Here is a 26,510-nt window from a genome sequence, read left to right as displayed (position 1 = left end):
CTTATGTCCAACACCGACCCTAACGCAGATTTAGACTTATCTTTTTTGTACGAAATTGCTGATGGCAGCGATGAATTTATTGTAGAATCGATTGATATGTTTTTGCAGCAAACGCCGCAATTGGTGCAAGAGATAGGGGAGGGGATAGCATCGCAGAACTGGCAGGCAACTGGTGCAGCCGCACACAAATTGAAACCTAACCTGGGCTTTTTTGGTATGCTGAGCCTGCAAAGCATGATGCAGGAAATAGAAGTACTGGCCAAAGGTGGCGTACCCGATGTGGCTTTTATAAGCGACCGGTTTAACACCGCCAAAGCGCTGATTGAAGCTAACCTGGTAAAGCTCGAGCAAATCAAAGCCGAAAAGGGAAGCGCTTCTTAATTATCCTCAGCGAAGGGTTCTTCGACCGGTTATCATAAATCAGGTCATTTCAAGCGGTAGTGAGAGAGTTATTGGCTATCGCTTAAAAAAGTAACTGGATTTCTTCGTGCCTTGCTTGTTCCTCGCGTCCATTTCTAGCGTATGCGAGGGGTTGCTTCAAATCGCTTAAAAGGATTTTAATTACAATCTTCATTTCGATCGAGTGGTTGCCCAGCGTGGAGGCCTTGCCCTCGGCGGTAAAAGAGATATCGAGGCCTGATTTATTTACCCGTTTTGCTTTTTGTATTCATGAGGCAGCTACACCTTTTTTGCTTCTTTTGGTGGAAGACAAAATAAGTAGCCACTAGGGCAATGAGCAGACGATGTGCGTTTTTAAGCACTGCTCAATAAGCACCAACTTCATAAGCTGTCATGATGATAAGCACAGGCGTACTGTGCTCCGCAGCAATTGCTTCCTTTGTTACAATAACGGAAAAGAAATAATAATGATGCCTTTTTTAGGCAGGGAAAACCTTGAATGTATAGCTTTCCATAATGAGGTTAGCTAACAGGTTTTTGCAGGCTTGTTCAGTTTTAGCTTGAGCAGCTGCTTCGTTTTCAGCTTCAATTTCTAAGCTGATGTGTTTGCCTATGCGTACATTCTGAATTTCGGCCAAACCCAGGTTTTTCATGCTGCCGGTTACGGCTTTACCTTGCGGGTCTAAGATTTCTTTTTTTGGCATTACATCTATTTCGGCCTGAAACTTCATTGCTTTACGAATTTAAGTTGTATGATAGATAGTGCGATATACATAACGATGATCGCAGGTACGGCGGCAAATTTAAAAAACAATATTAAAATTGCCGAAAAGAGCAGTAGTAAATAACGATAAAAATTACGCTGTACATCGCGGTTTTTAAACTTAAGCGACATGAGCGGCAGTTCGATCACCAGCAGCATGCACATTATAATGACGAAAAACGCCAGGAAGAACGGGTTTAAAATGTAAGCAGTAAAAAAGGCGTAATGCTCTTTAATAATAAGCGGAAACGAACCAATTAAAATAGCATTAGCCGGCGTAGGCAGGCCTATGAAGCTTTCCAGTTGCCGTTCATCATTATTAAACTTAGCCAGTCTTAACGCCGAAAATACCGGGATAAGGAAGGCAATGAAATTTAAAATGGGGCTTACGCTTTCTATCTGAGGGGCCTGTAAAAACAGGCGGTACATGATAAAGGAAGGTAAGACGCCGAAGCTTACCAAATCGGCCAACGAATCAAGATCCTTACCAATAACAGAAAACGACTGCAGAACGCGGGATGCTAAACCATCAAAAAAATCAAAAATGGCGGCCAAAAAAATGCAGTAAGCAGCAAATATCAGGTTATCCTGTAAAGTAACAAAAACAATTCCTACACAACCGCTAAACAGATTTGCACAGGTAATAGCGTTGGGTACATGCTTTTTAACGCGTCTCCTCATTTCGGCCATGAAGATAGCCAATTATTGTGAAGGATGGGTAAAGTTTGTTGCAGTTTTAGGTAAACAGCAGCTGGTATTACCGAGATTGTGACCTGTAAATTGCTGCTTACGCCACTAGGTTGTTGCCTGTTGCGTTATTAAAATTGGAGCTTTACTTTAGTGAATATTAGAATTTGTTAGGAGGGGTATTCCTCTTAGTTGTATTGTCTTTATATCAGCAAAACTTGTAAATGCTTTAAATGAATAAGGCACTTGTTACTGTAGTAATACCGATTTATCAGGAAGGGCCTAAATCCCTGGAGAAAGTATCGCTCAGTCAAACGTTATCGTTGCTAAACCAGCACCTATTACTTTCCAGGCGCTGTATGGCTTAAGTACAATGTGGTAGGAGGAGTTTTGTCGCCATAAAGCGCGTATAAGCATCGAGCGTTTTAAATGGCGTGGTGTTGATTTATACAGCGTATTGCCACTTCGCCCAAAGTTTTATGAACGATTTTAGCAATATGAGTGCCTACTTACCTGTCATATGGATGCCTTTGTATTTAAAGATGAGCTTGAAAAATGGTGTCAAATGGATTACGACTACATTGGTGCAGTAATTTATGATCCCACTTACGACTTAAATAACATTTTTTTAGGCGTATAACCGGGCTTACTAATCCGGAGTACTTTGGCAATGGTGGGTTCAGTCTGAAAAAGGTATCGTCTTTTTATGAAATGACCACACGCTTTAAACTTTATCTGAATGCCTATCATCAGATGCGAAAATTACGCAAGTGGCTCTTCTCGATGATCTGTTCCTGACGAGGCATTTTCCGATGCTGTCATCCCGCTTTACGATAGCGCCCAAAGTTATAGCGCAGCATTTTGGAGCCGTATACCAGCACTACCCTGAAGAAGCGCTGCCATTCAATAATCGCAATAATGAGAGTTTACCTTTTGGTATACACAGCTGGATGCAGGATCATCAAGATTTTTTGAAACCTTGTATAGAAAGGCATGAATACAAATGGTAATTAAATTGGCTGGATAGTGAGAAGCTAAGGTAGCCGTCCAACTTTTTCTGAAAAATAAAAATGTCATCTCGAACTTGAGTAAGAGATGACATTCTGTGTTATCGTGTTATATAAATTACGAGTTCATAGAGATCAAGAATTCCTCATTGGTTTTAGTGCCCCTGATTTGTCCTTGCAAGAATTCCATCGACTCCTGTGAGTTCATATCGGCGAGGTGATTACGAAGTATCCAGATGCGTTGCAGGGTATCGCGGTCTAATAACAGGTCATCGCGGCGGGTACTTGATGCTGTAATATCAATAGCCGGGAAAATACGTTTGTTAGATAACTTACGATCCAGTTGCAGCTCCATGTTACCGGTACCTTTAAATTCTTCAAAGATAACTTCGTCCATTTTAGAGCCGGTTTCGGTAAGGGCAGTGGCAATAATGGTTAATGAACCGCCATCCTCAATGTTACGGGCCGCACCAAAGAAACGTTTAGGTTTATGCAGGGCATTGGCATCCACACCACCCGATAATATTTTACCTGACGCCGGCGCTACAGTATTGTAAGCACGCGCCAAACGGGTAATCGAATCGAGTAAAATTACCACATCATGACCACACTCTACCATACGTTTTGCTTTTTCGAGCACAATGTTGGCTATTTTTACATGGCGCTCTGCTGGTTCATCAAAGGTTGATGATACAACTTCGGCGCGCACGCTGCGGGCCATATCGGTTACCTCTTCAGGGCGCTCATCAATTAACAGGATGATGAGGTAAACTTCAGGGTGATTTTTTGCAATCGCGTTAGCCACATCTTTCAGCAACATGGTTTTACCTGTTTTGGGCTGGGCTACAATTAAACCGCGCTGTCCTTTACCAATAGGCGAGAACAGGTCCATAATACGGGTAGAATAATTGCCGGCATCAGTAAACAGGTTTAAACGTTCAGAAGGGAATAGCGGCGTTAAGTGATCAAATGGTACACGGTCGCGCACTTCGGCAGGTACACGGCCGTTTATTGCCTCTACACGTACCAGCGGAAAATATTTCTCACCCTCTTTAGGTGGACGGATACTACCACGTACGGTATCGCCGGTTTTAAGACCAAACAACTTTATCTGCGACTGTGATACATAAATATCATCAGGCGAGGTGAGGTAGTTATAATCTGATGAACGCAGGAAACCATAGCCATCGGGCATAATCTCCAACACACCTTCATTCACTATCACGTTATCAAAGTCGAGGTTTATCTCGTCTTTTTTGCTTTGCTGCTGGTTGTTGTTTTCCCGGTTGTTATCGCGCTGGTTTTCGCGGTTATTGTTTTCACGCGGGTTTTCCCGGTTATTCTCCCTTGGTGCGTTGTTTTCGCGGGGAGCCGGGGCGCCTTCGCGCGGGTTGTTCCTACGCTCAAACTTAGGGTTCCGTACTTGAGGAGCGGCCGCAGGCTCGGCTGCCGGAGCAGGCGTTGCGGCAACTGTTTCAACTGCCTCAACGTCGTTAGGCGTACCGGCTTGCTGAGTTTCGGCTTGTACAACAGGCTCGGGTGCAGCAAACAGGTCGGCACCTGCTTCTTCGGCAGCTTGGCGGCTAGCCGGCGTTTTGGTCTTTACGGTGCGGGTTCTTTTGCGGGGTTTATCATCGGCGGCCTCATCCGCTGCACCATCCTGAGCAGCAGGTGCAGGAGCACCGGTATAGTTATCATTAAGCACAGCTTGCTGTGAACGCGCTGCGTCAATAAGTTTTTCTTGTTCAACTATGCGGGTTACAAGCTGGGCCTTGCGCAGTTCATCTGCTTCAGTAATACCCAGCTCCTTAGCCATTTGACGTAATTCAGACACTAATTTGTCATTCAATTCAGAAGTATCAGGCATGGAAACGAATTATAATTCAAAAAGGATTATTTATTGTATAAGAAAATTAATCTTGCTGCTGTAATGCACCTTGAATAAAACAGTTAAATTTTTATAAGCAACGTGGGAATTTTACAACTTTTCTTTAGTGCAAGAAAAATTTGTTTTGGAAACGCTGCAATAGTACCTATTTAATTTAATTATTGCAATTATTTTAAAAAATACTTACATCAGGCTAACACTTCGGATGATTTTTAGTTTTTTTGACCTCTAAAATAATTCACTCTTTAAGCATATGCTCTCACGCCAGCAGCTCATTAGCCAGATTAAGCAAAAAAAATCGTTTTTATGCGTAGGTTTAGATACCGATCTGGATAAAATACCGGCTTTTTTACTCGATTATCCTGATCCTATCCTGGAATTCAATAAACGTATTATTGACGCAACCCAAGATTTGTGTGTAGCTTATAAACCTAATGCTGCGTTTTACGAAAGCTACGGCGTAAAAGGTCTGCACGCCTTAATTGCCACTAACAAATACCTCCCCAAAGACTGCCTCAGCATTATTGATGCTAAGCGTGGCGACATTGGTAATACCTCAGACCGTTATGCCCGGGCTTTTTTTGATGAAAGTGCAGGCGGAATGAATTTTGATGCTATCACCATAACACCCTACATGGGGCATGATAGTATCACGCCATACCTGGCTTATGAAGGCAAATGGGTAGTTATACTGGCGCTAACCTCTTCAGTAGGCAGTCACGATTTTCAGTACCTGCAAACCAACGAGGGCTTGTTGTATGAGGCCGTTATAAAAAAAGCTAACACTCTGGCCGGTAATGATCGCATTATGTTTGTAGTGGGAGCAACCAAAGGCGCCGAATTTGAAAATATACGCAAGCATGCGCCCAATAACTTTTTGTTAGTACCTGGTGTAGGTGCGCAGGGCGGTAGCCTGGAAGAGGTATGCCACTACGGCATGACATCCGAATGCGGACTGCTGGTGAACGCCTCGCGCTCAATCATCTACGCCTCTAACGGCACCGACTTTGCCGAGGCCGCCCGCGCTGAAGCACAAAGCCTTCAACAGCAAATGCAAGTAGAGCTGGAAAAGGCAGGGATAGTTTAAGCCGCTCCCGAACCTTGGCCGCTAAAGTGGACTTTAGAGTACCAGTGCTGCTTTAAAAATCAGCTTGTCGTTTCAAGCGTTAATTAGATATCTTTTTAAGCAATAGGCGTGAACTCAAAAGATCTCTTCTGCCGTTCGCTAACGGGTGTACAGACGATAGAACAACTGATGTTGGAAAATCTTGAATTTGGAAATGGGAAACAAACCAGGTTCAAAAACATTTCCTTTATCTATCACACCGGTTCTACAAATAGTTGCTTATAATGAGGGTACCGGCTTTGTATAGCTGCACGAATGCTTTGAATGGCATCTGTAATCTGTGCGTTGCCAGCTTCGCGAATAAAGTTTACTTTCAATATCAAAATCACTTCCTCGGGTGCCAAGTAGGTGGATAAGTGCTGGGATACCGTATTCACTAAAGGATCACTTTCTGTCAACTCAATTACCGCTTTTAATTCTTCGGGCAGTGGCGTTTCGCCCATGAGCAGGCTACGACTCTCGCGCACCAGCAGTATGGCAACGGCGGTAAGCAGTAAACCAATCAGTATGGAAGCTATACCATCGATGTAAGGGTTTTCAAGCAACTGACCCAGTAATATGCCGGTAAAAGCAATCAGTATTCCAATCACATCGGCGGCATCTTCAAATAGTACTACAAAAGTTGATGGATCCTTACTTTGATGCACGGCCTGCCAAAAGGGGGTATCACCGCGCTGGCGTTTAAATTCTTTTATGGCGGTGATAAACGAGATGCCATCGAATATAAAGGCGATACCCAATACCACATAGTTCCAAACAGGGTTGGTTACTTCCTGCGGATGCATTAAGTGTTCGATACCTTCGTAAACCGAAAAACCACCACCCAACGCAAAAAATAGCAGCGATACCACAAACGACCAAAAATAAAGCTCGCGCCCATAACCAAACGGCCGGCTTTCATCGGCCGGCTTTTTACTTTTACTGATGCCCAACAGCAGCAGCACTTCGTTGCTGGTGTCAACAAGGGAGTGTATGCCCTCAGATACCATAGCCGAACTGCCGGTAAATACTGCCGCCGCCAGTTTAGTAATGGCAATTAATAAATTAGCGCCGAGTGCCGTGTAAATAGGTGTTTTAGATGCTGCCATATGCTAATAATACATGAGCGAGCTATTTAAGTTTGCTGTTAATAGCACTTTAAAACCTAAAAACGCTTGTTCATTTAAGTATCATTTCTGTAATAAAAAGGATAGAATGCTATTAAAATGTTAATTACACCCTTTTTTAAAATATATTTGCGGCAATAACGCTGTGAAAAACCGTAGTGCTAAAATATTAACCTCGCTTTTGTTCCTGCTCACTTTTGTGGTAGGGCAAGTGATGGTATTTGCGCACACCCACAAAGCAGACACACAGCATACCAAGCATTATTCTTCCCAGCAAAAGTCAAAAATTGTTGAAGATAACTGTCCCATCTGCGTTCAACACGGGCATTTACAGTTATTTCTGCAACAGTATGATTTTCATTTCTGGTCCTTTAGCAGTGCTTATAAACCGGTAACTCATGCCGTTATTTATCAAAGCATAAAGCTGCTGCTGTCAGGTAACAGAGGGCCGCCTGCCGTTTAATTTATCTTTCTACTAAAGTTGTGGTTAAACCACAACGTTTTATTGTATTCAAGTAAATTAAATAGTTCAGCTATCTCTATTATCATGAAATTAAAATTTTTAGGCGGCTTGTTGCTGCTTATGCTTCCTGTTTATATATATGCAGCCTCAATAGCCGCTTTTACCGGCAAGGTAACCGATGCTAAAACCAACGATCCTATTATAGGCGCTACGGTAACCATCTCACAATTGAAAATAAGTACCAGTACCGATGCAAACGGTGCGTTTACATTTGACAGACTACCGGCCCGCGGCCGTTATGTGGTTGAAGTTAGGTATCTGGGTTACCAAACCCTGGTTAAAACAGTCGACCTGTCGTCGCCTACTGCATTGAGCTTTGCCTTAACGCCCAGTATTATTGAGGCACGCGAAGTAGTTGTTACGGGTACATTGGTTACGGCAACCAGCAAATACAACAGTACATCTGCCAGCGTAGTCTCAAAAGAAGATTTGCAAGGCTCATATACCAACCTGATTGATGCGCTGGCCAAGCAAGTACCCGGTGTAAGTCAAATCACTACCGGGCCAGGCATATCCAAACCAGTTATCCGGGGGTTGGGCTACAACCGTGTAGTTACATTGAGCGATGGTGTAAAGCAGCAAGGCCAGCAATGGGGCGATGAGCACGGTATTGAAATTGACCAGTACCAGGCCGATAGGGTAGAAGTATTGCGTGGTGCGGCCTCATTACAATACGGGTCTGACGCTATTGGCGGTGTAATTAACCTGGTTGAACCACTGGCACCTGCACCAGGAAACGTTAGGGGCGAAATCTTATCTAACTATTCTACCAATAACGGTTTGAGCGGTTCGTCGGTAATGCTTACAGGTAACCAGAACGGCTTTGTGTGGCGCGGGCGTGGCTCTTACCAAAATGCTTATTCGTATAAAACCGCCGAAGGCTATTTTCCAAACAGCGGTTATAATAACACTAATGTAAGTGCCATGCTGGGGCTTAATAAAAGCTGGGGCTATTCGCACCTTAATTTATCTTATTATAAAAATAATGTAGGCTTCTTCGACCCTGAGTCGGAAGATGAATTGTATACAACCGAGCATTCACGTTCGCTTGCTTTTCCGCGTCAGGATATAAGGCACTATAAAGCTGCTCTGAATAATAACTTTGCTATTGGCGAGGGCTCGCTAAAAGTTGATTTAGGTTATCAGAAAAATCAGCGCCGCGAATTGGAAGAAAGTGCTGATCCCGCTTTATTTTTCGATCTGAATACTTACTCGCTAGACGCTAAATATTCGCTTCCGCATAAAAACGGATGGGAACCGGTAGTAGGTTTGAGTGGAAGCATTGGGCACAGTGTAAACAAGGCCAGGGAAAAGTTAGTACCCGATTACAACGCCTATGCTACAGGTGTATTTGGGTTTGCTAAAAAGACTTTCGGCGCCAGCTCATTTAGTGCCGGCGTGCGTTATGATTATATCCAGAGCAAGGGCAGGCAGCTTTTTGAAGATGGTGAAGAACGCTTCACCGGCTTCAATAATACTTTTAACAGTATTAGCGGTGCTTTGGGCTACACTCATGTGTTTAACGAGAATTTGAACTTTAAAGCTAACGCTGGTTCGGCATTCAGAGCGCCAAATCCGGCCGAATTAGGTTCGAACGGCGTGCATGAAGGTACTTTCAGGTATGAGATAGGTAACGGCAACCTGCGCCCCGAAAGAAGTTACCAGGCCGATGCTACTTTAGAATTTGGTTCGGGCGTTGTTACCGGCAGCTTGGGTGTGTATGAGAATTATGTGCACAATTTTATTTACGCATCTAACACCAATAACGAAAGTATTGAAATTCTGGATGAAGATCTTGGCGATTACCCTGTTTACCGTTACGGCCAGGTTAATGCCAACCTTTACGGTGCCGAAGCCAGCTTAACCTTACATCCGGTATCTTTCATCCATTTCGAGAATACGTTTAATTATACGCATGCGCAAAACACCACGCTGAATCGTCCGCTGGCCTTTATACCGGCCGGTACGCTACGCAATACATTGCGCTTTGAGCCAAAGGTTAAAGGCCTGAACTCACTCTACTTTTATGTGGGGGTTGACAACGCCTTTAAACAATCCCGTATCGACCCAACCTTCGAAACGCCAACAGCCTCATACACTTTACTAAATGCCGGTATCGGTACTACCATAAAGCTGGGTAAGCAAGAGTTGAAGCTGTATGTGTCTGGGGCTAATTTAACCAACAAACGTTACTATGATGCCCTGAGCCGTTTAAAACCAGGCAGATTGGATCAAACCAACACTAACCTGGGCGTTTATAATCCTGGCCGTAACATAACGTTCGGATTTTTTATGCCTTTTGGCTTAAAATAGCAACGTTTAATAGCAGGTATATCGCAACCTAATTACGAAATGGTAGACCTGATTTAGGGCTCATGCAAGCAACCTTTCGAAGCGACAAGCAAACAATTCGAAAAGATTTATCGCTAACGTTCAAAGTAAGGTTAAACAAAAAAGGAGATGGCAAACGCCATCTCCTTTTTTGTTTCGAATAACAAATTGTTTATAATAAAATTATAAGCCTTACGGTAAATCATTCTCCTCGCGGTGCCTTGGAAGTTCTGGCTGCTTGGGGGCTTCGGGTAGGGTGTTTTGGGATGTGCTCGATGTGGTGCTTATGTCGTCAGGTGTACCAGTTTCAGGCAATAATTTATCTGGATTAGTTTCCTGCCTGCGGCGGTTATACAACCGGTTTTGGTTAAACTGCTCATGCTCGTAAAAATCTTCGGTAGGCTGCGAGCCTACCGCGCCCATGCTCATACCTGCAGCACCCAGACTTGAGAAAGTGGTGCGTATGTGACTTTCGTGTTCGGCTGTTAACAGGCTACCCCGCTCGTAAGAAGGCAGATTTTCAAGGTGGGTAACCGCAACCTGCGGCACTACCACAAAGTCATCATCCTCGTGCAGCTCAGCCACCCCAATTGGAATAAGAATGCGGCGTGCTTCCAATCTTAAATCATTTGCATCGGTATCAACTACCATGTAACGTACCTTGCGGGTTTGCGGGTTAAACAGTAGTTCTTCCACATCACCTATGTTTTCGCCGCTGTCGGTTTTTACATCCCAGCCTTTAATGTCGGGCTGTCCGTCTGCTATCTCAAAGTCGCTGCCACTCAGTTCTTCTAAACGGCTGTATTCATTATCTTCCATTGGTATGTAGTTATTAAATTAATGGTTGCTAACGCTGTTTGTAATCAAGTTGTTGGTTGTTAAGTTAAGAGCATGCTTCTGTAAGTGCTGTTAAAAACAATTGCAGTTTACTGAAAGCAAAACCTAATAAATCAATACCCAGGCACTATCTGGCCAAGCTATCCGGTATGGCTACAATTTCTACGCTGCGGTTAAGCTTACGGCCTTTGGCAGTGGCATTGCTGGCTACAGGTTCAGATTCACCGTAAGAGTGTACCGAAATTTTGTTAGAGGCAAGACCGGAATTTTGTACAAACCAATCGCGCACAGCTTCAGCACGTTTGGTGGCCAGCTCATCATTAGCCTGTTTATCACCAGATGAGTCGGTATGACCGTAAATACCTATAACCGAACCTTTCAAGCGTTTCTCTAATGATGCTGCAATTTGTTTCAATTGGTTATTTGCGCTGCCTTGCAGTGCACTTTCACCTTTGGCAAACAATACATTATCGCCCAGGCTGTAAATAGTATACTTTTCATTGCCACGTACTGTAATAGCAGTATCGGTTATTTCTTCATAAGTAGTGGTTGGCGCATTAAAGTCTACGCTATCAAAGTTTGGCTGCGTGGCAGCTAGCTGAATAGTGGTGTCGGTAGTAGTTGTTGAATCGGTAGTGGTGCTGGTTTGTTCGCCGGCCCGGTTACCACAGCCCCGTAAAAAGAAAAATAAGAGCGCTAAAGCCACAATTAGTAAAATGAGCCATAACCACCAAGGGGTTTTGCTTTTGGGTTGTACATTTAATTCAGCCATAATGTTGTCAGTTCAATGTTTAGTATGCCAATCACAGCAGTATATAACCGCTTAATTCATACAATAAACTATTTTTTGCACGGATAGTTTTTTGTTGTCTTAAAAGCTACAACTCCTGCATTTAAATAATTGAAAACTAATCGGCCTAATTAATCTTTAGTAAATAAACTTAACTGTTATGTTCGATCAGATCTTAAACATTGTAAAAGAGCAATTAGGTAACCATCCACAGGCTTCAGCAGCTGTGCCTCAACAACATGCCGATGATATTCACAAAGAGATAGCCGGTTCGGTTGAAAAAGAGGTGAAAAGTCAGGCAAGTTCGGGCGGTTTGGGCGACATGCTCTCCTCACTGGCCGGGGCCGGTTCGGGCAGCCCGGTAGCTAATGCCATAACCGGCGGATTAGTAGGTACACTCACCAGTAAATTTGGTTTGCCTCCGGCAGCCACTGGCGCCATTGCAGCGGCTATTCCGGGCATTTTGCAAAAATTTGCCCATAAAACCAATGACCCTAATGATAGTAGCATTACACCCGATGGTATCCTGGGCTCGCTTACTGGTGGTAAAGGCTTGGGCGGCTTATTTTAAACAAACATTAAATTACGTTTAAAGGGCAGGTGCAGTAATGTGCTTGCCTTATTTTTTGCTAAATTGCTTTATATCATGAGTGCATCAGTTATTAATTATACAGCCGAATACTTATTAGACAAGCGTGAAGTAGCTGATGCGCAAGCTGATCTGTTTGTGGCCACTGTTGTGGCTCGTCTGGATGAAAAAGCCAGGCTGAGAGATTATTTAGCAGGCTTAGTCAATAACCAGCAACTTACAGATTTACCTCCTGAGTATGCTAAAGAGCCTTTATTTGCAAGTGCAATGCAATTGCCTGCCTGGGCTAATGAAAAGCAGATGCAACAAGGTGCGGCCTTTTTTGCCCGCCATGCAGGGTTAATTATGAATATGCTTGGCTTATTATCGTTACCGTACTGTTATGCTGCGGCCGATGGAGCCAGGGTGCTGTACCTGTCTGAACGCTTACGTAATGATACTACCCGACGCCTGCAAGAAACAGGCGACTTTGTATGGGAGGTTATGGCACCTAATGCTTTTAAGCCCGAAGGAAAGGGCTTTGCCAGTATAATAAAGGTAAGGTTAATACATGCTATGGCCCGCTACTATACGCTGCAAAGCGGCAAGTGGCAGGCAGAGTGGGGACAACCGGTTAATCAAGAGGATATGGCCGGTACTAATTTGTCGTTTTCACTACTGGTTATACGTGGGCTGCGTAAACTGGAGGTAGCTGTTAGTTATGCCAACCAGCAGGCCTTTATGCACGTGTGGAACGTAATAGGTTATTTATCTGGTGTTGAGGAAAGCTTGCTTCCGCATGATGGCAAGCAGGCCATTGCCCTGGAGCAAGGCATCAGCAGTCACCAGTTCAAGCCATCGGAGCAGGGGAGAGCCCTGGCGCAATCTTTAATAGATTACTTTACAGCGTTAAACCTGCAACCACCGTTTGGTAGCAAGGAAACCGTGCAGCTAATGCGCTTTTTGCTGGGTGATGAAGTGGCCGATATAATAGGTTTGCCCCATGGCGAGGCACCGCGCAATGTTATTAACCTGCTCAAGTTGAGCGGAACCATTCAGGAACTGAAATGGATGCCATCGATCAGTAAGGTTTACCGTGAGCAGTATGCTGATTTTAGAAAACAACAGAAGGGCTTGGTAAGCTGAGCTTGTGAAATAAACTGCTTCATTTAAAGTGTTCAAAAACGGAAAAGCCGAATGATTGAATCATTCGGCTTTTCTGTTTCAGGATCAGACGGTCAGTTAATGAACAGCGTCTAATTGAGGTTTTGCTTCGTGAGTGATTTCTTTTTTGCCAAAGAATCTTTCTTTCAGCTTAATGCGGATAAGGTACATACATGGTACCAGGATCAATGTGATGATGGTGGCGAAGCCTAAACCAAATATCATTGTCCAGGCCAGCGGGCCCCAGAACGCCACGTTATCACCACCAAAGTGGATGTGTGGGTTGAAGTGTGTAAACAATCCCACAAAGTCGATATTGAAACCTACCGCCAAAGGTATTAAACCTAATATGGCAGCTGTAGCAGTTAACAGTACCGGCGTCATACGGGTGTGGCCAGCTTCTACCACGGCATCGTGCACGCTGGTGCCTTGCTCAATCAGCATATCGGTAAACTCTACCAGTAATATACCATTTCGTACTACTACACCTGCAAGGGCAATGATACCTATACCGGTCATTACAATGGACATGGTCATACCGAATATACTTATCCCCAACAATACGCCAATGATACTGAAGAAGATCTCGCTGATGATGATTAAAGTTTTACCTATAGAGTTAAACTGTATCATTAAGATAACCAGAATTAAACCAAACGAGGTTGCCAACGCGCCCAACAGGAAGTTCATAGCTTCCATCTGGTCTTCTTGGCCGCCACCCTGACGGATAATGATGTTATCAGGCTTTTTGAAGCTTTTTATGGCTTGCAAAATGCTAGCGTTAACATCGTTAGCGTTGTATGGTTTGATAACGTTAGAACCCAGCGTTAATACCCTGCGCTGCTGTTTACGCTTAATGTTACTGTAAGTATTGGTGTAACGTATATCGGTAAAGGCAGAGATAGGCACCTGGCGTATAGCACCGCCGGTAGCCAAATCACGGTAGGTTATTTTAAGGTTGCGCAACTCGTCAATATTGCTACGCTGCTCAGGCAATGCCCTTACTTTAATCTGGTAATCGTCTTCCTTCGTGTTCCTGAAATCGGCAGCCTTTAAACCTAATATGGCGGCAGCCAGGTTTTGGGTGATCTGGCCCGAGCTTATACCCTCACGGTTAGCCCTTTCGCGGTCAACATCAAAAACGATGACCGGTTTATCGCTTTCCACATCGGGGGTAAGGTTTTCTATACCGGCAATGTTCTGTTTAGCCAGGTAAGTTTTTAAGCGATTACCTGTTTTTACCAGTGAGTCGAGGTTATCGCCAATTAATTCGATACTGATATCTTTTTGTACCGGCGGGCCACTGCTTTCTTGAGCTACCGAGATCTTAACACCTGGTATGATACCCTGAACGGAGTTACGGATCTTAGTCAAAATAGCTTTAGTATCTGCACCATTACGTTCGCCAAACTCAACAAAGGCCACGGTAACCTTGCCTTTATTCTGGTAATCGCCCTGATCTTCATCCTGCGGGTCGGTAACGCTTTTGGTTACGTTGGAGATGATAGAAGAAACCACTTCTTTATCGGGCTCAACCACCTGGGCTACACGCTGCTCTACTTTTTTGGTAACGGCATCGGTAGTGGCCTGGTCGGTACCAATAGGCATGGTAATGTATACGTATGCAAAGTTAGGGTCGCCCGAAGGGAAAAACTCTGGTGTTTTACCCAATATGCTATTGATCACCAGGGCTAATACGAATAACACAAACGTACCTACCAGTATGGTTACCGGACGCCTAACGGCACGCTCCAGCCATTTGGCATACCAGTTCTGGAATTTAGGCCATGCGTTCTTTTGAAATCTGTCTATCACCTTCAATAAGAAAAAGTGATTGATTAGGTACAATATGATGATGACCACCATAAAGTTGCCAAAACCATAACTGAAGAAGTAAGCGATAACAGTGGCAATACCCAGGTAAATTAAAGCACGCTTGGTGGACTTATCTAACTTAGGATTCTCATGTTCACCTTCATGGTGCGGCTTCATGAAATCTACCGCAAAAACGGGGTTCATAATATAGGCTACCACTAACGACGCTAAAAGCGTAATAATCAATGTAACCGGCAAGAATTTCATAAACTCACCAATTATACTGTTCCAGAACATTAGAGGCACAAAGGGCGCTAAGGTCGTCATGGTACCCGAAAATACAGGAAGGAACACCTCACCAGCTGCCGTTTTTGCGGCTTCTTTAATTGGCACTTTGCCGTTGTCGAAGATACGGTGCGTATTTTCTATAACTACAATGGCATCATCTACTACAATACCCAGAGCCAGCAGGAAAGAGAACAGTACAATCATGTTCAATGTATATCCGAGCCAAGGCAATATGAGGAAAGCGATGAAGCAGGATAAAGGGACCGACAAGGCTACGAATATGGCGTTGGTTGTTCCCATAAAAAACATAAGAATAACCGTTACTAATATAAAACCTATAATGATGGTATTGATCAGATCATTAAGGGTAGTACGTGTCTTGTCAGACTGGTCGCCGGTTACAGTTATATTCAGACCTTTCGGAAAAACGGTTTCCTGTTTTTCTTTAATCAGCGCGTTGATCCTGTCAGACGCCTCAATAAGGTTTTCGCCCGAACGTTTACTCACGTTTAATGTTATGACGTTTTTGAAGCTTGGATTGGCGGGCGTTTTTAAACGTGCATAGCTTTCCTGTTCCAGAAACGAATCTTTAACCTCCGCTATGTCCCGTAAATATACGGCCTGGCCTTTAGGATTACGAATAACCATAGCGGCCACCTCATCGGCATTTTTAAAATCCTGCCTCAGGTCAATACTACGCCTTACACCGTCGGTTTTGATGGTACCGACAGATGATAAGATGTTTTCGGCGCCAACATTTCTAATGATGTCATCAAAAGTAATTTGTGCGGCCGTCATCTTGTTCAAATCTACGTTGATCTGAATTTCGGGGGTTAGAGCGCCAATTTCGTCTACTTTAGAAATCTCTTTAAAGCCTTCAATTTCATCTTTTAAAATGTCGGCGTATTCCTTTAACTTCTTCAAGTCATAATCGCCCGAAAGGTTAACGTAAAGGATAGGCAAATCGGCCACGTTGATGTCTGATACCGTAGGCTCTTTAAAGTTGTTATCATTTTTGGGCAGGTCGTCTTTTGCCTTATCTACCGCATCCTGTACATCTATCTTGGCATCCTTAACCTTAATATTAGGGTTAAACTCAGCCGTAATAACCGATACGTTTTGCAGGGAGTTAGACGTTACTTTTTTTAGCCCTTTAAGCGATTTTAGCTTTTTTTCTATTTGCCGGGTAACCAGGTTTTCCACGTTTTGTGGCGATTGGCCAATGAACTGTGTGGTTACAAATATTTTAGGTACTGCAATATCCGGAAAGTTTTCTTTAGGCAGGTTATTGTAGCTAATTAATCCCAGCACGGTAATGAGGAACATGAGCACGTAAACTGCCGTTTTATTATCTATGGCCCAACTGGAGGGGCCAAATTCTTTTCTTACATCTTTCATATTATACAGATAAGGATGTGTAAATAAATAGCAACCTATTGGGTAACTTTAATTTTATCACCGTCTTCAACGTCGGTAACACCTTCGGTAATGAGCTGGTCGCCGGCTTTAAGGCCTGAGGTGATTTCGGTTTGGCCACCATAGGTTTTGCCCGATTTAACAACCACTCTTTTAGCGGTGCCTGCGTTATTAATAAATACGTAATCACCTTCTTCTGAGCGTTGAATAGCTTTTACCGGTACTACAATAGCCGCAGATTTAGCGTAATCGGCAATCTTTAATATAGCGGTCATGTTAGGGCGAATACCGGGGCGCGAAGGTAGTTTTACTTCTACCGCAAAACTACGCGAAACCGGGTCGATAGCTTTGGCTGCAAATGTTACCCGAGTGGTTAAAGAGTCGTTAGCATCGGGTACCAAAACTTTAACATTGTTACCTGTATTTACACTGCCCGAGTACGACTCCGGAACATCGGCTTTCACCTTTAAGTTCTGGTCGTTCACAATACGGATGCCTGTTGTACCGGGCTGAGCCACCTGGCCCAGTTTTAAATCCATTTGATCAATAGTACCACTGATGGGCGATATAATACGGGATTGATTAGCCTGCTGACGTAAAGCAGACAATGCTTTTTCATTGGCTGTTAGGGTAGCTTGCGCTTGCAAGAACTGAACCTCGGTGCCTATTTTTTGATCCCATAAGGCTTTTTGACGTTGGTATAAAGTACGGTTTAATGCAACCTGCGCTTCTACCTGGGCAATTTGCTGCCTTATAACGCTGTTATCTAACTGTGCCAATACCTGGCCGCGGCCTACCCGTTGGCCAACCTTCGCGTTTAAAGCGATGATTGTGCCGGGTACCTGCGGATACGCGGTTACGTTATCCTGCGCATCTACCTTACCTTGTATTTGTACATAGTTGGTAAAGCTGCCTGGTTGCAAGGTTACAACAGAAACTTCTGTTACTTTTTCATCCTGCTTACTGCCTACCTGCGCTTCAAGCGCAGTAATTTTTGAGTTGATATCGGCTTGCTGCTTTTTAAGGTCGGCAAGTTCAGCTGCTTTGTCTTTAGGTTTGTTGCTGCATGCAGCCAGCACTAAAAGGGGTATATATAATAATTTTTTCATTTCGGGTTATATAAGGTTTAGTTTATTGAATTCTTCCGTATGCTTTGTCAAGTTCTACTTTGCTTACCAGGGCGTCATATAAACCCTGTATATATCTGTTGTCGGCATCCTCAAGTGCTGTTTGCGCCTGTGTAACTTCAATGCTTGAGCCTACGCCCTGCTGGTACTTAATTTTGGTAACACGTAGTACTTCGCGGGCCAGTTCCTGGTTACGGCGCTGGCTGTTTAAAGTTTGTAAACCGTTAAAGAATACAATACGGGCGCGGCTGGCTTGCAGATTTAACGCGTCTTTTAAACGGTATAAATTGTTTTGAGATTGCTGCAGCGTTATTTCTGTTTGCCTTAATTGGTTGGTGCGCTGAAAGCCATTGAAAATAGGCACATTTAAACGTAAACCAACATACATGGCCGGAAAATTATTGCTGTACAGGCTGCCAAACGAATTGTTTTGGTAGGATGAAGTGAAGTTGCCAAATGCAGATAGCGAAGGCAAAAACGCCGCTTTACGGCGCTTTACATCATAGCCGTTTAATTTAACCTGTGTTTCGAACAGGTTGTATTCTACGCGATTTTTGTAAAAAGTGGTGTCGGTATTAAGCCCAGCCAGATTTTCATCAATTTTCACATCTACTAATTTGTCTTTCAGTGTTAAATTATCATCTATCGGCATACCCATCTGAAACTTAAGCAACTGATAATTTAAGGCCAGCAAGCGAACAATGTTTTCGCGCTGGGTTTGTAGCGCGTTAAATTGATAAGCCAAACGGTCAACATCAATTTTTTCTACAAATCCTTGTTTGTTTTGAGCTGTAGTTTGATCGAGCTGTTGTTTAAGCTGGGCAAGATTGGCATCCAATAGCTTAATTTGTTCGTCGCTCACTAAAACCTGATAGTAGGCCTTAGTAACGTTCACATTTGCATCTATTTTGCTGCGGGTGTAATTGCGTTGCGATAATTCTCTATAAGTATTACGTGCCTGTAAGCCAACCACGTAACTACCATCAAAAATAAGCTGATTTATATCTGCATACAGGCTCGACTGGTATTTAACGCCAAATTTTACAGGTATAAACGTGCCTGGTGCTCCTACAAAGTCTCCGGGAATCAACGTGGTAGGAATTTTTAAATAGTCCTGGAACTGGGCGCCACCATTAAGTTGTGGTAAACCGCCGCCAATTATTTCTTTTATCCGGTAATCGGTGCTTTTAATGTCCAGGCGTGCGTTAATAACAGTGTCCTGATGCTCATAAGCATAGGTAATACAATCCTGTAAGGTAAAGTTAAAGGTTTGGCCTGTAGGTGGTGCTAGCTGAGCCATGCTCCTGGCCAGGAACACGCTAAGCAATGCGGCTAGAAAGAACTTTTTTTTCATGTGCTGTAAAATTGTGATGCTTTTATGTGATAGGGTTTAGGTAATAGGGTGCTGCTATGTTGATATGTCAACTACTAATTAAAAACTTTAGTTTCTATGTTATTAATATGGTCTGCGCATTTATCAAGCAATTCGGTTAAAATCAGCTTCTCGGCTATTGATAGGTTCGAAAACATTTTGCCGTCCATTTTTCCCATATCGCCTGCAATTTTTTTAGCCAGTTGTAAACCCTTTGGGGTTAAATTGATAAACTTTTTACGTTTATCGTGCGCATCAGGTTCTGCTAAAACATAACCCGCCGTTTCTAAAAAGCTCACAGTTCTAAGAATTGACGACTTGTCGCGAACTAATTCATGCGCAATTTCCTGCTGCGATTGGGGTCCGTTATAATATATCACCATCAGTACCGGTATTTGTTCAACCTGTAAGTTCATCCCCTCGTTAGAGAAAGATTTATTGGCCTTGTTACAAATAATCTTATGTATGTTGAATATTTTAAAGAGAAGAAGATCTTTGTTGATGTTGCATTTTTCCACACCGCAAAACTAAATAAAATAGTTGATGTGTCAACTATTTTATTTAGCCGAAGTAAAAATTTTATTGCTTGTAAAGCTCCAGAAGGGATTGTTGCTCTAAAAGGCTACTTTTAAGGTTTTGAAATCTATATGAATTTAAGTAAATACATACTCGGCTTGAGTCTTGCCAGTGCAACTGTACTCAACTGCGCCTATGCACAAAAAACTAAGTTAGATGCTACAGTAGCGCAAGCCATGCAACAAGCAAGCGCAAGCCAGCTTAAAGCTGATATAACCTATTTGGCCGATGATAAACTAAAAGGGCGGCAGCCGGGTACTGAAGGGTATAAGATGGCAGCCGACTATGTGGTAGAACGCTTGAAAGCTTACGGCGTACAGCCTGCCGGCGATAATGGCAGCTGGCTGCAGCAGGTAAATTTGCGCAAAACGTTAATTGTTGCGGGAGCGCAGGTCGGGCTGGCAAAAGGAACTGCCCAAATGGCCCTTACTTACGGTAAGGATATAATAGTCTCACCCAGCCCGGCTGAAAAAAGTGGAACGGTGAATGCACCGCTTGTATTTGCCGGTTATGGCATTACCAACGCCGGTCAGCAGTACGATGATTATGCCGGCATTAATGTTAAGGGCAAGGCCGTGCTTATTATTCGTGGTGCGCCAGAAGCTTTTCCGTCATCAGAAGCATCACACAGTATGGACCAGGTTACTATACAAAAGAATGCTGCTGCGCATGGTGCCATTGCTGTAATTTTTGCCACAGCAGATACCAGCCGGCGCATGATCTCTAACATTAACCGCCCAACCTACAGCGTGTTGGATGATAAAGGTAAAGTGGCCGTATCAGGAAGCTTTTATTCTACTCAAATTAAGATGGTGGCCACATTGAGTTTAGGTACTTCCAAACAATTACTGGAAGCAGCCGGCAAAAGTCTGGCTGATGTTGTTGCTGGTTTGAAGAATGGTAAACCGCAGTCGGCCGATTTAGGCTTTACGATACAAGGCGCATACCAAAGCACCTGGCAGGATGTAAACAGCTTTAACGTGGTGGGCAAAGTAACCGGCACCGATGCCAGGCTGAAAAATGAGTACGTAGTACATAGTGCTCACCTTGACCATTTGGGTATTGGCCGCCCGGTTGAGGGCGACTCCTTGTACAACGGCGCTCATGATAATGCCTCGGGCGTATCCAGCTTACTGCAGATTGCTAATATCTATTCGCACGTTAAGGTTAAGCCTAAGCGGTCGGTATTATTTGTACTTGTTACCGGCGAAGAACTTGGCGAATTAGGTTCGGGTTACTTTGCTTTGCATCCAACAGTGCCTGTTAAAAGTATTGTGGCTGATGTAAATACCGACATGCCAACTATCATAGCACCGTTGCTTTCAGTTACGGCGTTAGGGGCGGAGCATTCTTCACTATCTAAAGTAGTTGATGAGGCGGCAGCCTACCTGGATCTTACTGTGGAGCCTGATCCCGAACCTAAAGAAAATCGTTTTGTGCGTAGCGACCAATATAGCTTTGTAAAGCAAGGCATACCAGCTTTGCACATTAAGTATGGCAGCCGTACGCCCGATGGTAAAAATAACCTGAACGAGCTGGTAGGCAAATGGCGGGCAAAATATTACCACAAACCGCAAGACGATATAAATGGCATGTTCGATTTTGATGCCGGCGCGAAGTATGCACGCCTCAATTTTTTAATAGGTTACCTTGTAGCCAACAACGCTGTACGCCAGGTATGGAATAAGGGTGATATTTTTGAGGTGAAAAGGTAGCATCCTCAATATCATCTGGTATCAGCAGCCAAAAGCATTAACATTAATAGTCTCCTGTCATCTCTCGGGTGCTTACAGGGATTTTTTCAGATCAATTAACTAACCAACCTGAAAGATCTCTCACTGTATCGCGAGATGACAGGTCATATAAAAACTTGGTGGATCAGTCTTTCGTTCCTGACTCTTTTGCCTACCAGGTGCGTCTCGGGCTGCTTACTTTGTAGCGGTTGTTGAGCAATAGCGCCACCACAATTTCATGCGTGCCGTTACTTACGGTGCGCAGATTTGAGTTGGTGAAATCGTACGAGTAACCTAAATTAATTACCGTACTGATGTTAATACCCGCCATGGCGGCGTATGAATCATTATGACGGTATGAGCCGCCCACCCAAAGTTTGTTACTGAAGGCCAGTTTTAGATTTAAATCATAACTGGCGGGCGCCGGGTCAACCAGTTTAAGCAATGCAGAAGGTAACAGCGTAATATCTTCATCTAAAAATATCTTAAACCCGCCTGTTATAAAATAATGCGGTACCGTTTTACTTTGGTTATAAACCGACTTGTTACCAAAAGTAAGGGTTTGTTTAATAAGCTGCTGTACAGAAGCGCCCACGTAATAGTTGGATGAGTATGCCCATACACCTACACCCAAATCGGGCTTGAACTGGCTGGTGTTGCCGTTGGCTATGGCAGGATCGTTAGCATTTTCGAGCACTATCTGGCTTACATCTAAGCTGATCCGGTTAATACCGGCCATAACACCTACTGACATGTTAAGTTGACTGGTTAAGCCTAAATGGAAAGCGTAAGTACCACTTATGGTAGTTTGTGTGATGGGGCCGGTCCTGTCAGATATAATCATGCCGCCTATGCCGTGATGCGGCTCGGCCGAAAGATATTCTCGGGTATACTGGCGGCTTAGCGGGTTAAGGCTGTTATCAGCCATGCTGGTTGGATCGCCATCTATAAAATTCCGGCCCAGCGGCGCGTTAACCGAAATATAGCTCGTAGTAGGAGTGCCCTCAAGACCGGTCCACTGGCTGCGGTAGCCTGCTTTAAAATCGGTGTAATTCTCAATGCCTGCTACAGCCGGATTAAGCAAATAGGTGTTAAAAATGTATTGTGTATACTGCGGCTTTTGCTGAGCCGAAAGTTTGAAGCAACATGCCAGTAGTATTACAATACCAGTAAAAATTTTTCTTGTTGCCATTACCGTATAATAGTCACAGGGCCTGATAGCACAGGCTTGCCATTTTTTAAATTGATGATATAATAGTAAGTGGCTGCAGGTAAATCCGAACCATTGTAGCGTCCATCCCACGGCACCGGGTAGCCTACAGAGTTAAATACTTTCGAGCCGTTCCGGTTAAATACCTCCACGGTAGCTTTTGGATAAGCTTCCATATTTGGAATTTTCCAAAAGTCGTTGTTTCCGTCGCCATTGGGTGTGAAGGTGTTAAAAATAACAGGCGATGCAATAACATTAATATTAAAATAAGCATAAGCAACGCAGCCATTGCCCGATGTAACAGTAAGCAGGTATTTGGTATCGGCTGCCGGACTGGCAATCGGGCTCATAATATTATTTTGGTTTAATCCCAATCTGGGTGTCCATACATAGGTAAGCGGAGACCGGTTGAGTGACACCACCAGCGGATCTATAGTAACCTGCTCGCCTAAGTTAACGGTTATATCGCGTTTGCCGGTAATAACTGGCGTTGGGTAAACCACAATACTGAATTTTTCCTGATAGGTACATGATGTACCATCGGTAGTAAAAGTGTAAGTTATTTCGTGGGGGCCTGGTCCGGCTGCTTTAGGGTTAAACTCACCGGCAGGCGATACACCCGGGCCTGTAAATACGCCTGTGCCGGTGTATATGGTTTTGTTCTCGCCAAACTGCGTTGGCAAACTTTCCTGGCATATATCGGCCGCATGGGTAAGGGTAATAAGAGGATTGGCATTTACCGTTACTGTATTGGTATAAACATCCCTGCAATCGTCACCGCCCGAATAAACTTCTACATAAATGCGGTAGGTTTTAGTTGCAGGCGTATTAAACATGGGGTACTGATGCAGAAACTTTTTATCGGCAGGTATAGGCAAATGATCTTTGTCATATATCTCCATGTTAGTTTTGTCGCCGTCGTAATCGTAATAGACTATGTATTTGGTAATATTGCCAACATCGGCCACATATGATTCACTTTCAATAACCAGATTATCGGTGCTGCAAATCTGCGCAGGGAATTTAATAACAGCCTTAGGCTGTGAACCGTTCACCACAAAATCTTGTGTAAGTTCGGTTACGCAGCCGTATAGGGAAGTCACTTTTAATTTAACCTTATACGGATTGTCAATGCCGCGTACCTGCGTGTAACGATGGCTTACCTGCTTGCCAGACACAACATTGGGATTTGCCGCTGTGGCATTCGGATCGCCAAAATCCCACTGGTAAGTAAAGCCGGCCTCTGTACCGTCTGATATGGTACTGGTGCTGGTAAAGGTAGCTGCATTTTGTATACAGGCATCGGGCAGGTTAAAACTAACTAAGGGTAGCGCGTGCACGCTCACTACCTTGGTTAGCGTATTTGTACAGCCTTTGTCTGTAGTAATTTGCAGGGTTATGTTGTAATCGCGTAGGTCGGTAAATGTATGTGTAAAGGGTGCCGCCGTTGTTTTTATTTCGGTTGTGCCATCGTCAAAAGTCCACTTCCATTCGGTAATGTTGCCTTCATTAGGGGCGGAAAGGTCCGTAAAGGTTACTTCCTTGCCCTGGCAGTCGGGCGAGGTGAATTGGAATGCCACGGTTGGGTTTTTATTGATATGCACAACTTTGGTTATAGTTGGCGATTCGCACCCATTCTCGTTAACAACAGTAAGTTTTACAGTATAATCACCACCGCGGGTATAGGTATGTTGAGGACTTGGTAAAATAGATGTGTTTGGATTACCAGTGGTAGCAAAGCCGTCGCCAAAATCCCATTGCCAGCTTGTGATAATGCTTCCTGCGGCGTCAGACTCATCGGTAAATTGTAGCGTGCTGCCTGCGCAGTTATTTACAGGAGGTGTAAAGTTGGCCACCGGGTAGTTGGCAATGTTGAAATTAAAGTCGACAATTTTTTCGGAACCACAATCGGTACTGGTAACTAGCGGGAGCGTTACCGTTGCCGACGCGGTGAAGTTTCCGGTAGGGTAAGTAACGGCGCGAACAAAGCGATAGGTATACAAAACGGTGCCATCAGGCAGTGCCTCATTCTTAAAAAAGGCAGGATTGTTCTGTGTAACCGGTGCCGAACCATCAGCCGGGTTCCAAAGTATCTTTGTGGGTTGGTAAGGTACGGTAAGTTGTAAATAATAAGGCACGCCTGTACAACCCAGCAGTTGCGAGCTGCTGCTTGCCAAGCCATTCAGCGTAATAAATTCGTTTAAGTTTAACAAATTGGTGCCTGCTGCATAACCGTATGATTCGGCCTGACCAAAACCGTAAGCAATGGCGTTAAAACTTTCGGCAGCATTAATGGTGTGCTGCCCGCTTGATACACCTATTTGTGCATAGGAGTAAACAGAGTTAGGTATATCTGTAAAATCACTTCCGCGCGAAACTCCATCAAGTGTGAAAGATGATTTAGCAGCTGTTGGAATAATTATATTAATATAGTTGGCTGTAATAGCAAATGCGCTGGGAGAATATAACGTTATTCTTCTTAATCCCTGTTCTACAGGCGGTAAGTAGATCATTTCGGGGTCGCCTGCTGCTTCTATAACGGCTATTGGTGCTCCGGCTGCATTTATACCATTATTTTGTGTTACCGCATACTGCACCACTTGTATTGGCTTGTCGGATTTAATAACCTTTACAGCGTTGACATTGTCTTGGTTTAAATTATTAAACTGGTAATAAGCGATGGAGCCAGCGGTGCTGGTAGGTGTAACCGGCGAGCCATTAATGGTAACGTTTGCCGTAGGATCACTGTAAATCACCCTGACGATATCATAAGCACGGCCTTTTAATGGTGCCGCAATGAAGTTTTTGCCCCAAACAGCAGTTGGGTAAACCTGCTGGAACAGGTTGTCTGAAGATCCGTTAGTAGACTCGCCAATCCTGATCTTGCTGCTGCCGGAGAAAACCGCTATTTTTTTACAGTCGCCGGTTGCGCTAGCTACAGATAATATGCGTGTTCCGGTTAAGTCATTAGGCGACGTGCCCTGATATACATCGCCCTTATTTAAGAGGATTTCATACAACTGCCCGGCCTGATACTTAGTAACGTTGGTATTACCAGTCCTTTCTACAATATTCGCAGAAGGAATTATCTGCACACGTGTACCGTCCTCCGTTGCTATGATTGCAAACGTTGAAAAGGCCGGTTCTTGGTTAGACCGCTGTGTAAAGTTAATTGAATAGTAATCCTTGTTTAAGGAATTTACGGGCAACAGCAATGTTGCGCCCGATACATTGCGATCGTAAATATGCGCATATACCGCAACAGGCAGGGTAGAGGTTATATGTATTCCCTTTTTATTGCCCGGGCCACCACTGTATTCTGTATTGCCAAGGTAAGCTAATGAGGGGATATCAACGGTTTTAACTGTGTTAGCAGCAATGGATTCGGCTAAAACCACGGTACCATCGGCCAGTTCTACTTTAAAGTCGGTAGCAGCATCGGCGCTTATGTAAAGGCTCATGCGGCTTGCTGTGCCGTTGATATGCGCCATGTAGGCAGTCCAAAACTCGGTGCCCTTGTTGCTTTGACCAAGCACATATAAGTTAGCACACAAAAGGCTTGCAAAAAATACAAATACACAAATAAGCCTGGGTATGCTCACAACAGTATAAATTGATTATTAGGTGACTTTATTTTTTGTGAAATATCTATTTTAAAAATACATAAATAATTGAATGTAAAAATACATGGGCAGATAAATACCTCATTTATACTGTTAAATACACCAACATTTTTTTATTATTAATGTGTATTACCCGGCAAAAGGTGGTTATTAAATTCTAC

21 protein-coding genes are annotated in these 26,510 nt (G+C 43.8%); 9 read left to right on the top strand and 12 right to left on the bottom strand.

Going from position 1 to position 26,510, the window contains the following annotated elements; translation table 11 throughout:
- Positions 1-3: 3 nt before the first annotated feature.
- Positions 4-381 carry an Hpt domain-containing protein gene (locus tag ABDD95_RS15235; RefSeq protein ID WP_345948198.1) on the top strand — a complete coding sequence of 126 codons (378 nt, stop codon included), beginning with the start codon at positions 4-6 and terminating at the stop codon, positions 379-381.
- A 497-nt stretch (positions 382-878) separates the two neighbouring features.
- Here the strand turns inward: ABDD95_RS15235 and purS are convergent, their stop codons facing one another.
- Together purS and ABDD95_RS15225 are read right to left on the bottom strand one after the other, a co-directional pair.
- Entirely contained in the window at positions 879-1,130 is a 252-nt protein-coding gene (gene purS, locus ABDD95_RS15230; protein ID WP_345948197.1) for a phosphoribosylformylglycinamidine synthase subunit PurS, read from the bottom strand.
- Positions 1,127-1,843 carry a CDP-alcohol phosphatidyltransferase family protein gene (locus tag ABDD95_RS15225; RefSeq protein WP_345948196.1) on the bottom strand — a complete coding sequence of 239 codons (717 nt, stop codon included), beginning with the start codon at positions 1,841-1,843 and terminating at the stop codon, positions 1,127-1,129. The genes purS and ABDD95_RS15225 overlap by 4 nt, the downstream gene beginning before the upstream one ends.
- Positions 1,844-2,369: 526 nt before the next feature.
- On the opposite strand from ABDD95_RS15225, the gene ABDD95_RS15220 reads away from it, so the two are divergent.
- Both ABDD95_RS15220 and ABDD95_RS15215 read left to right on the top strand, forming a co-directional pair.
- Positions 2,370-2,489 (top strand): DUF5672 family protein, encoded by a 120-nt coding sequence (locus ABDD95_RS15220; RefSeq protein ID WP_352432911.1) that lies wholly within the window; start codon positions 2,370-2,372, stop codon positions 2,487-2,489.
- Positions 2,490-2,619: 130 nt separating this feature from the next.
- A complete protein-coding gene (locus tag ABDD95_RS15215; protein WP_345948195.1) occupies positions 2,620-2,859 on the top strand; it encodes a hypothetical protein in 240 nt (79 codons plus the stop codon).
- 115 nt (positions 2,860-2,974) lie between these two features.
- On the opposite strand, the gene rho is transcribed toward ABDD95_RS15215, so the two are convergent.
- Positions 2,975-4,672 carry a transcription termination factor Rho gene (gene rho, locus ABDD95_RS15210; RefSeq protein WP_345952110.1) on the bottom strand — a complete coding sequence of 566 codons (1,698 nt, stop codon included), beginning with the start codon at positions 4,670-4,672 and terminating at the stop codon, positions 2,975-2,977.
- Positions 4,673-4,997: 325 nt separating this feature from the next.
- Between rho and pyrF the strand changes: the two genes are divergently transcribed.
- Positions 4,998-5,831 (top strand): orotidine-5'-phosphate decarboxylase, encoded by an 834-nt coding sequence (gene pyrF, locus ABDD95_RS15205; protein WP_345948194.1) that lies wholly within the window; start codon positions 4,998-5,000, stop codon positions 5,829-5,831.
- A 233-nt stretch (positions 5,832-6,064) separates the two neighbouring features.
- Here pyrF and ABDD95_RS15200 read toward each other — a convergent pair whose 3' ends face one another.
- Positions 6,065-6,958 carry a cation diffusion facilitator family transporter gene (locus ABDD95_RS15200; RefSeq protein ID WP_345948193.1) on the bottom strand — a complete coding sequence of 298 codons (894 nt, stop codon included), beginning with the start codon at positions 6,956-6,958 and terminating at the stop codon, positions 6,065-6,067.
- 163 nt (positions 6,959-7,121) lie between these two features.
- Here ABDD95_RS15200 and ABDD95_RS15195 point away from each other — a divergent pair, with 163 nt between their 5' ends.
- Together ABDD95_RS15195 and ABDD95_RS15190 are read left to right on the top strand one after the other, a co-directional pair.
- Positions 7,122-7,439 carry a hypothetical protein gene (locus ABDD95_RS15195; protein WP_345948192.1) on the top strand — a complete coding sequence of 106 codons (318 nt, stop codon included), beginning with the start codon at positions 7,122-7,124 and terminating at the stop codon, positions 7,437-7,439.
- A gap of 84 nt (positions 7,440-7,523) precedes the next feature.
- The gene (locus ABDD95_RS15190) at positions 7,524-9,812 is read left to right on the top strand and encodes a TonB-dependent receptor (protein ID WP_345948191.1); all 2,289 of its coding nucleotides are present in this window, start codon (positions 7,524-7,526) and stop codon (positions 9,810-9,812) included.
- Between the two features lie 210 nt (positions 9,813-10,022).
- Here the strand turns inward: ABDD95_RS15190 and ABDD95_RS15185 are convergent, their stop codons facing one another.
- Positions 10,023-10,649, bottom strand: a complete 627-nt coding sequence (locus tag ABDD95_RS15185; protein WP_345948190.1) for a PRC-barrel domain-containing protein — start codon at positions 10,647-10,649, stop codon at positions 10,023-10,025.
- 145 nt (positions 10,650-10,794) lie between these two features.
- Positions 10,795-11,439: an OmpA family protein gene (locus tag ABDD95_RS15180; RefSeq protein WP_345948189.1), complete on the bottom strand. Its 645-nt coding sequence runs from the start codon at positions 11,437-11,439 to the stop codon at positions 10,795-10,797.
- A 178-nt stretch (positions 11,440-11,617) separates the two neighbouring features.
- Between ABDD95_RS15180 and ABDD95_RS15175 the strand changes: the two genes are divergently transcribed.
- Both ABDD95_RS15175 and ABDD95_RS15170 read left to right on the top strand, forming a co-directional pair.
- Positions 11,618-12,028 (top strand): hypothetical protein, encoded by a 411-nt coding sequence (locus tag ABDD95_RS15175; RefSeq protein WP_345948188.1) that lies wholly within the window; start codon positions 11,618-11,620, stop codon positions 12,026-12,028.
- A 75-nt stretch (positions 12,029-12,103) separates the two neighbouring features.
- Entirely contained in the window at positions 12,104-13,171 is a 1,068-nt protein-coding gene (locus ABDD95_RS15170; protein ID WP_345948187.1) for an oxygenase MpaB family protein, read from the top strand.
- 96 nt (positions 13,172-13,267) lie between these two features.
- Here ABDD95_RS15170 and ABDD95_RS15165 read toward each other — a convergent pair whose 3' ends face one another.
- From ABDD95_RS15165 to ABDD95_RS15150, 4 genes are all read right to left on the bottom strand, one after another.
- The gene (locus tag ABDD95_RS15165) at positions 13,268-16,690 is read right to left on the bottom strand and encodes an efflux RND transporter permease subunit (protein WP_345948186.1); all 3,423 of its coding nucleotides are present in this window, start codon (positions 16,688-16,690) and stop codon (positions 13,268-13,270) included.
- A gap of 35 nt (positions 16,691-16,725) precedes the next feature.
- A complete protein-coding gene (locus ABDD95_RS15160; RefSeq protein WP_345948185.1) occupies positions 16,726-17,817 on the bottom strand; it encodes an efflux RND transporter periplasmic adaptor subunit in 1,092 nt (363 codons plus the stop codon).
- 22 nt (positions 17,818-17,839) lie between these two features.
- Entirely contained in the window at positions 17,840-19,189 is a 1,350-nt protein-coding gene (locus ABDD95_RS15155; protein WP_345948184.1) for a TolC family protein, read from the bottom strand.
- A 74-nt stretch (positions 19,190-19,263) separates the two neighbouring features.
- Positions 19,264-19,725 (bottom strand): MarR family transcriptional regulator, encoded by a 462-nt coding sequence (locus tag ABDD95_RS15150; RefSeq protein ID WP_345948183.1) that lies wholly within the window; start codon positions 19,723-19,725, stop codon positions 19,264-19,266.
- A gap of 129 nt (positions 19,726-19,854) precedes the next feature.
- Between ABDD95_RS15150 and ABDD95_RS15145 the strand changes: the two genes are divergently transcribed.
- On the top strand, positions 19,855-21,498 hold the full coding sequence (locus ABDD95_RS15145) for a M28 family peptidase (protein WP_345948182.1): 1,644 nt from the start codon (positions 19,855-19,857) through the stop codon (positions 21,496-21,498).
- A gap of 190 nt (positions 21,499-21,688) precedes the next feature.
- Here ABDD95_RS15145 and ABDD95_RS15140 read toward each other — a convergent pair whose 3' ends face one another.
- Together ABDD95_RS15140 and ABDD95_RS15135 are read right to left on the bottom strand one after the other, a co-directional pair.
- Positions 21,689-22,708, bottom strand: coding sequence for a type IX secretion system membrane protein PorP/SprF (locus tag ABDD95_RS15140; RefSeq protein ID WP_345948181.1), 1,020 nt, complete (start codon positions 22,706-22,708; stop codon positions 21,689-21,691).
- Entirely contained in the window at positions 22,708-26,328 is a 3,621-nt protein-coding gene (locus ABDD95_RS15135) for a PKD domain-containing protein (RefSeq protein ID WP_352432910.1), read from the bottom strand. Before ABDD95_RS15135 ends, ABDD95_RS15140 begins: the two co-directional genes overlap by 1 nt.
- Positions 26,329-26,510 lie beyond the last annotated feature (182 nt).

Source organism: Mucilaginibacter sp. PAMB04274, from assembly GCF_039634385.2.
Classification (GTDB): Bacteria; Bacteroidota; Bacteroidia; order Sphingobacteriales; family Sphingobacteriaceae; genus Mucilaginibacter.
Note: the sequence above shows the minus strand (reverse complement) of the source record. Positions and strands in the feature narration are given on the sequence as shown.

Bases quoted from the DNA above. Each gene is read 5' to 3' on its own strand.
- ABDD95_RS15200 (WP_345948193.1), bottom strand. From the start codon at position 6,958: ATGGCAGCATCTAAAACACCTATTTACACGGCACTCGGCGCTAATTTA.
- ABDD95_RS15190 (WP_345948191.1), top strand. From the start codon at position 7,524: ATGAAATTAAAATTTTTAGGCGGCTTGTTGCTGCTTATGCTTCCTGTT.
- pyrF (WP_345948194.1), top strand. From the start codon at position 4,998: ATGCTCTCACGCCAGCAGCTCATTAGCCAGATTAAGCAAAAAAAATCG.
- ABDD95_RS15165 (WP_345948186.1), bottom strand. From the start codon at position 16,690: ATGAAAGATGTAAGAAAAGAATTTGGCCCCTCCAGTTGGGCCATAGAT.
- rho (WP_345952110.1), bottom strand. From the start codon at position 4,672: ATGGCTAAGGAGCTGGGTATTACTGAAGCAGATGAACTGCGCAAGGCC.
- ABDD95_RS15170 (WP_345948187.1), top strand. From the start codon at position 12,104: ATGAGTGCATCAGTTATTAATTATACAGCCGAATACTTATTAGACAAG.
- ABDD95_RS15145 (WP_345948182.1), top strand. From the start codon at position 19,855: ATGAATTTAAGTAAATACATACTCGGCTTGAGTCTTGCCAGTGCAACT.
- ABDD95_RS15175 (WP_345948188.1), top strand. From the start codon at position 11,618: ATGTTCGATCAGATCTTAAACATTGTAAAAGAGCAATTAGGTAACCAT.
- ABDD95_RS15235 (WP_345948198.1), top strand. From the start codon at position 4: ATGTCCAACACCGACCCTAACGCAGATTTAGACTTATCTTTTTTGTAC.
- ABDD95_RS15160 (WP_345948185.1), bottom strand. From the start codon at position 17,817: ATGAAAAAATTATTATATATACCCCTTTTAGTGCTGGCTGCATGCAGC.
- ABDD95_RS15185 (WP_345948190.1), bottom strand. From the start codon at position 10,649: ATGGAAGATAATGAATACAGCCGTTTAGAAGAACTGAGTGGCAGCGAC.
- ABDD95_RS15225 (WP_345948196.1), bottom strand. From the start codon at position 1,843: ATGAGGAGACGCGTTAAAAAGCATGTACCCAACGCTATTACCTGTGCA.
- ABDD95_RS15180 (WP_345948189.1), bottom strand. From the start codon at position 11,439: ATGGCTGAATTAAATGTACAACCCAAAAGCAAAACCCCTTGGTGGTTA.
- purS (WP_345948197.1), bottom strand. From the start codon at position 1,130: ATGAAGTTTCAGGCCGAAATAGATGTAATGCCAAAAAAAGAAATCTTA.
- ABDD95_RS15140 (WP_345948181.1), bottom strand. From the start codon at position 22,708: ATGGCAACAAGAAAAATTTTTACTGGTATTGTAATACTACTGGCATGT.
- ABDD95_RS15220 (WP_352432911.1), top strand. From the start codon at position 2,370: ATGGATGCCTTTGTATTTAAAGATGAGCTTGAAAAATGGTGTCAAATG.
- ABDD95_RS15155 (WP_345948184.1), bottom strand. From the start codon at position 19,189: ATGAAAAAAAAGTTCTTTCTAGCCGCATTGCTTAGCGTGTTCCTGGCC.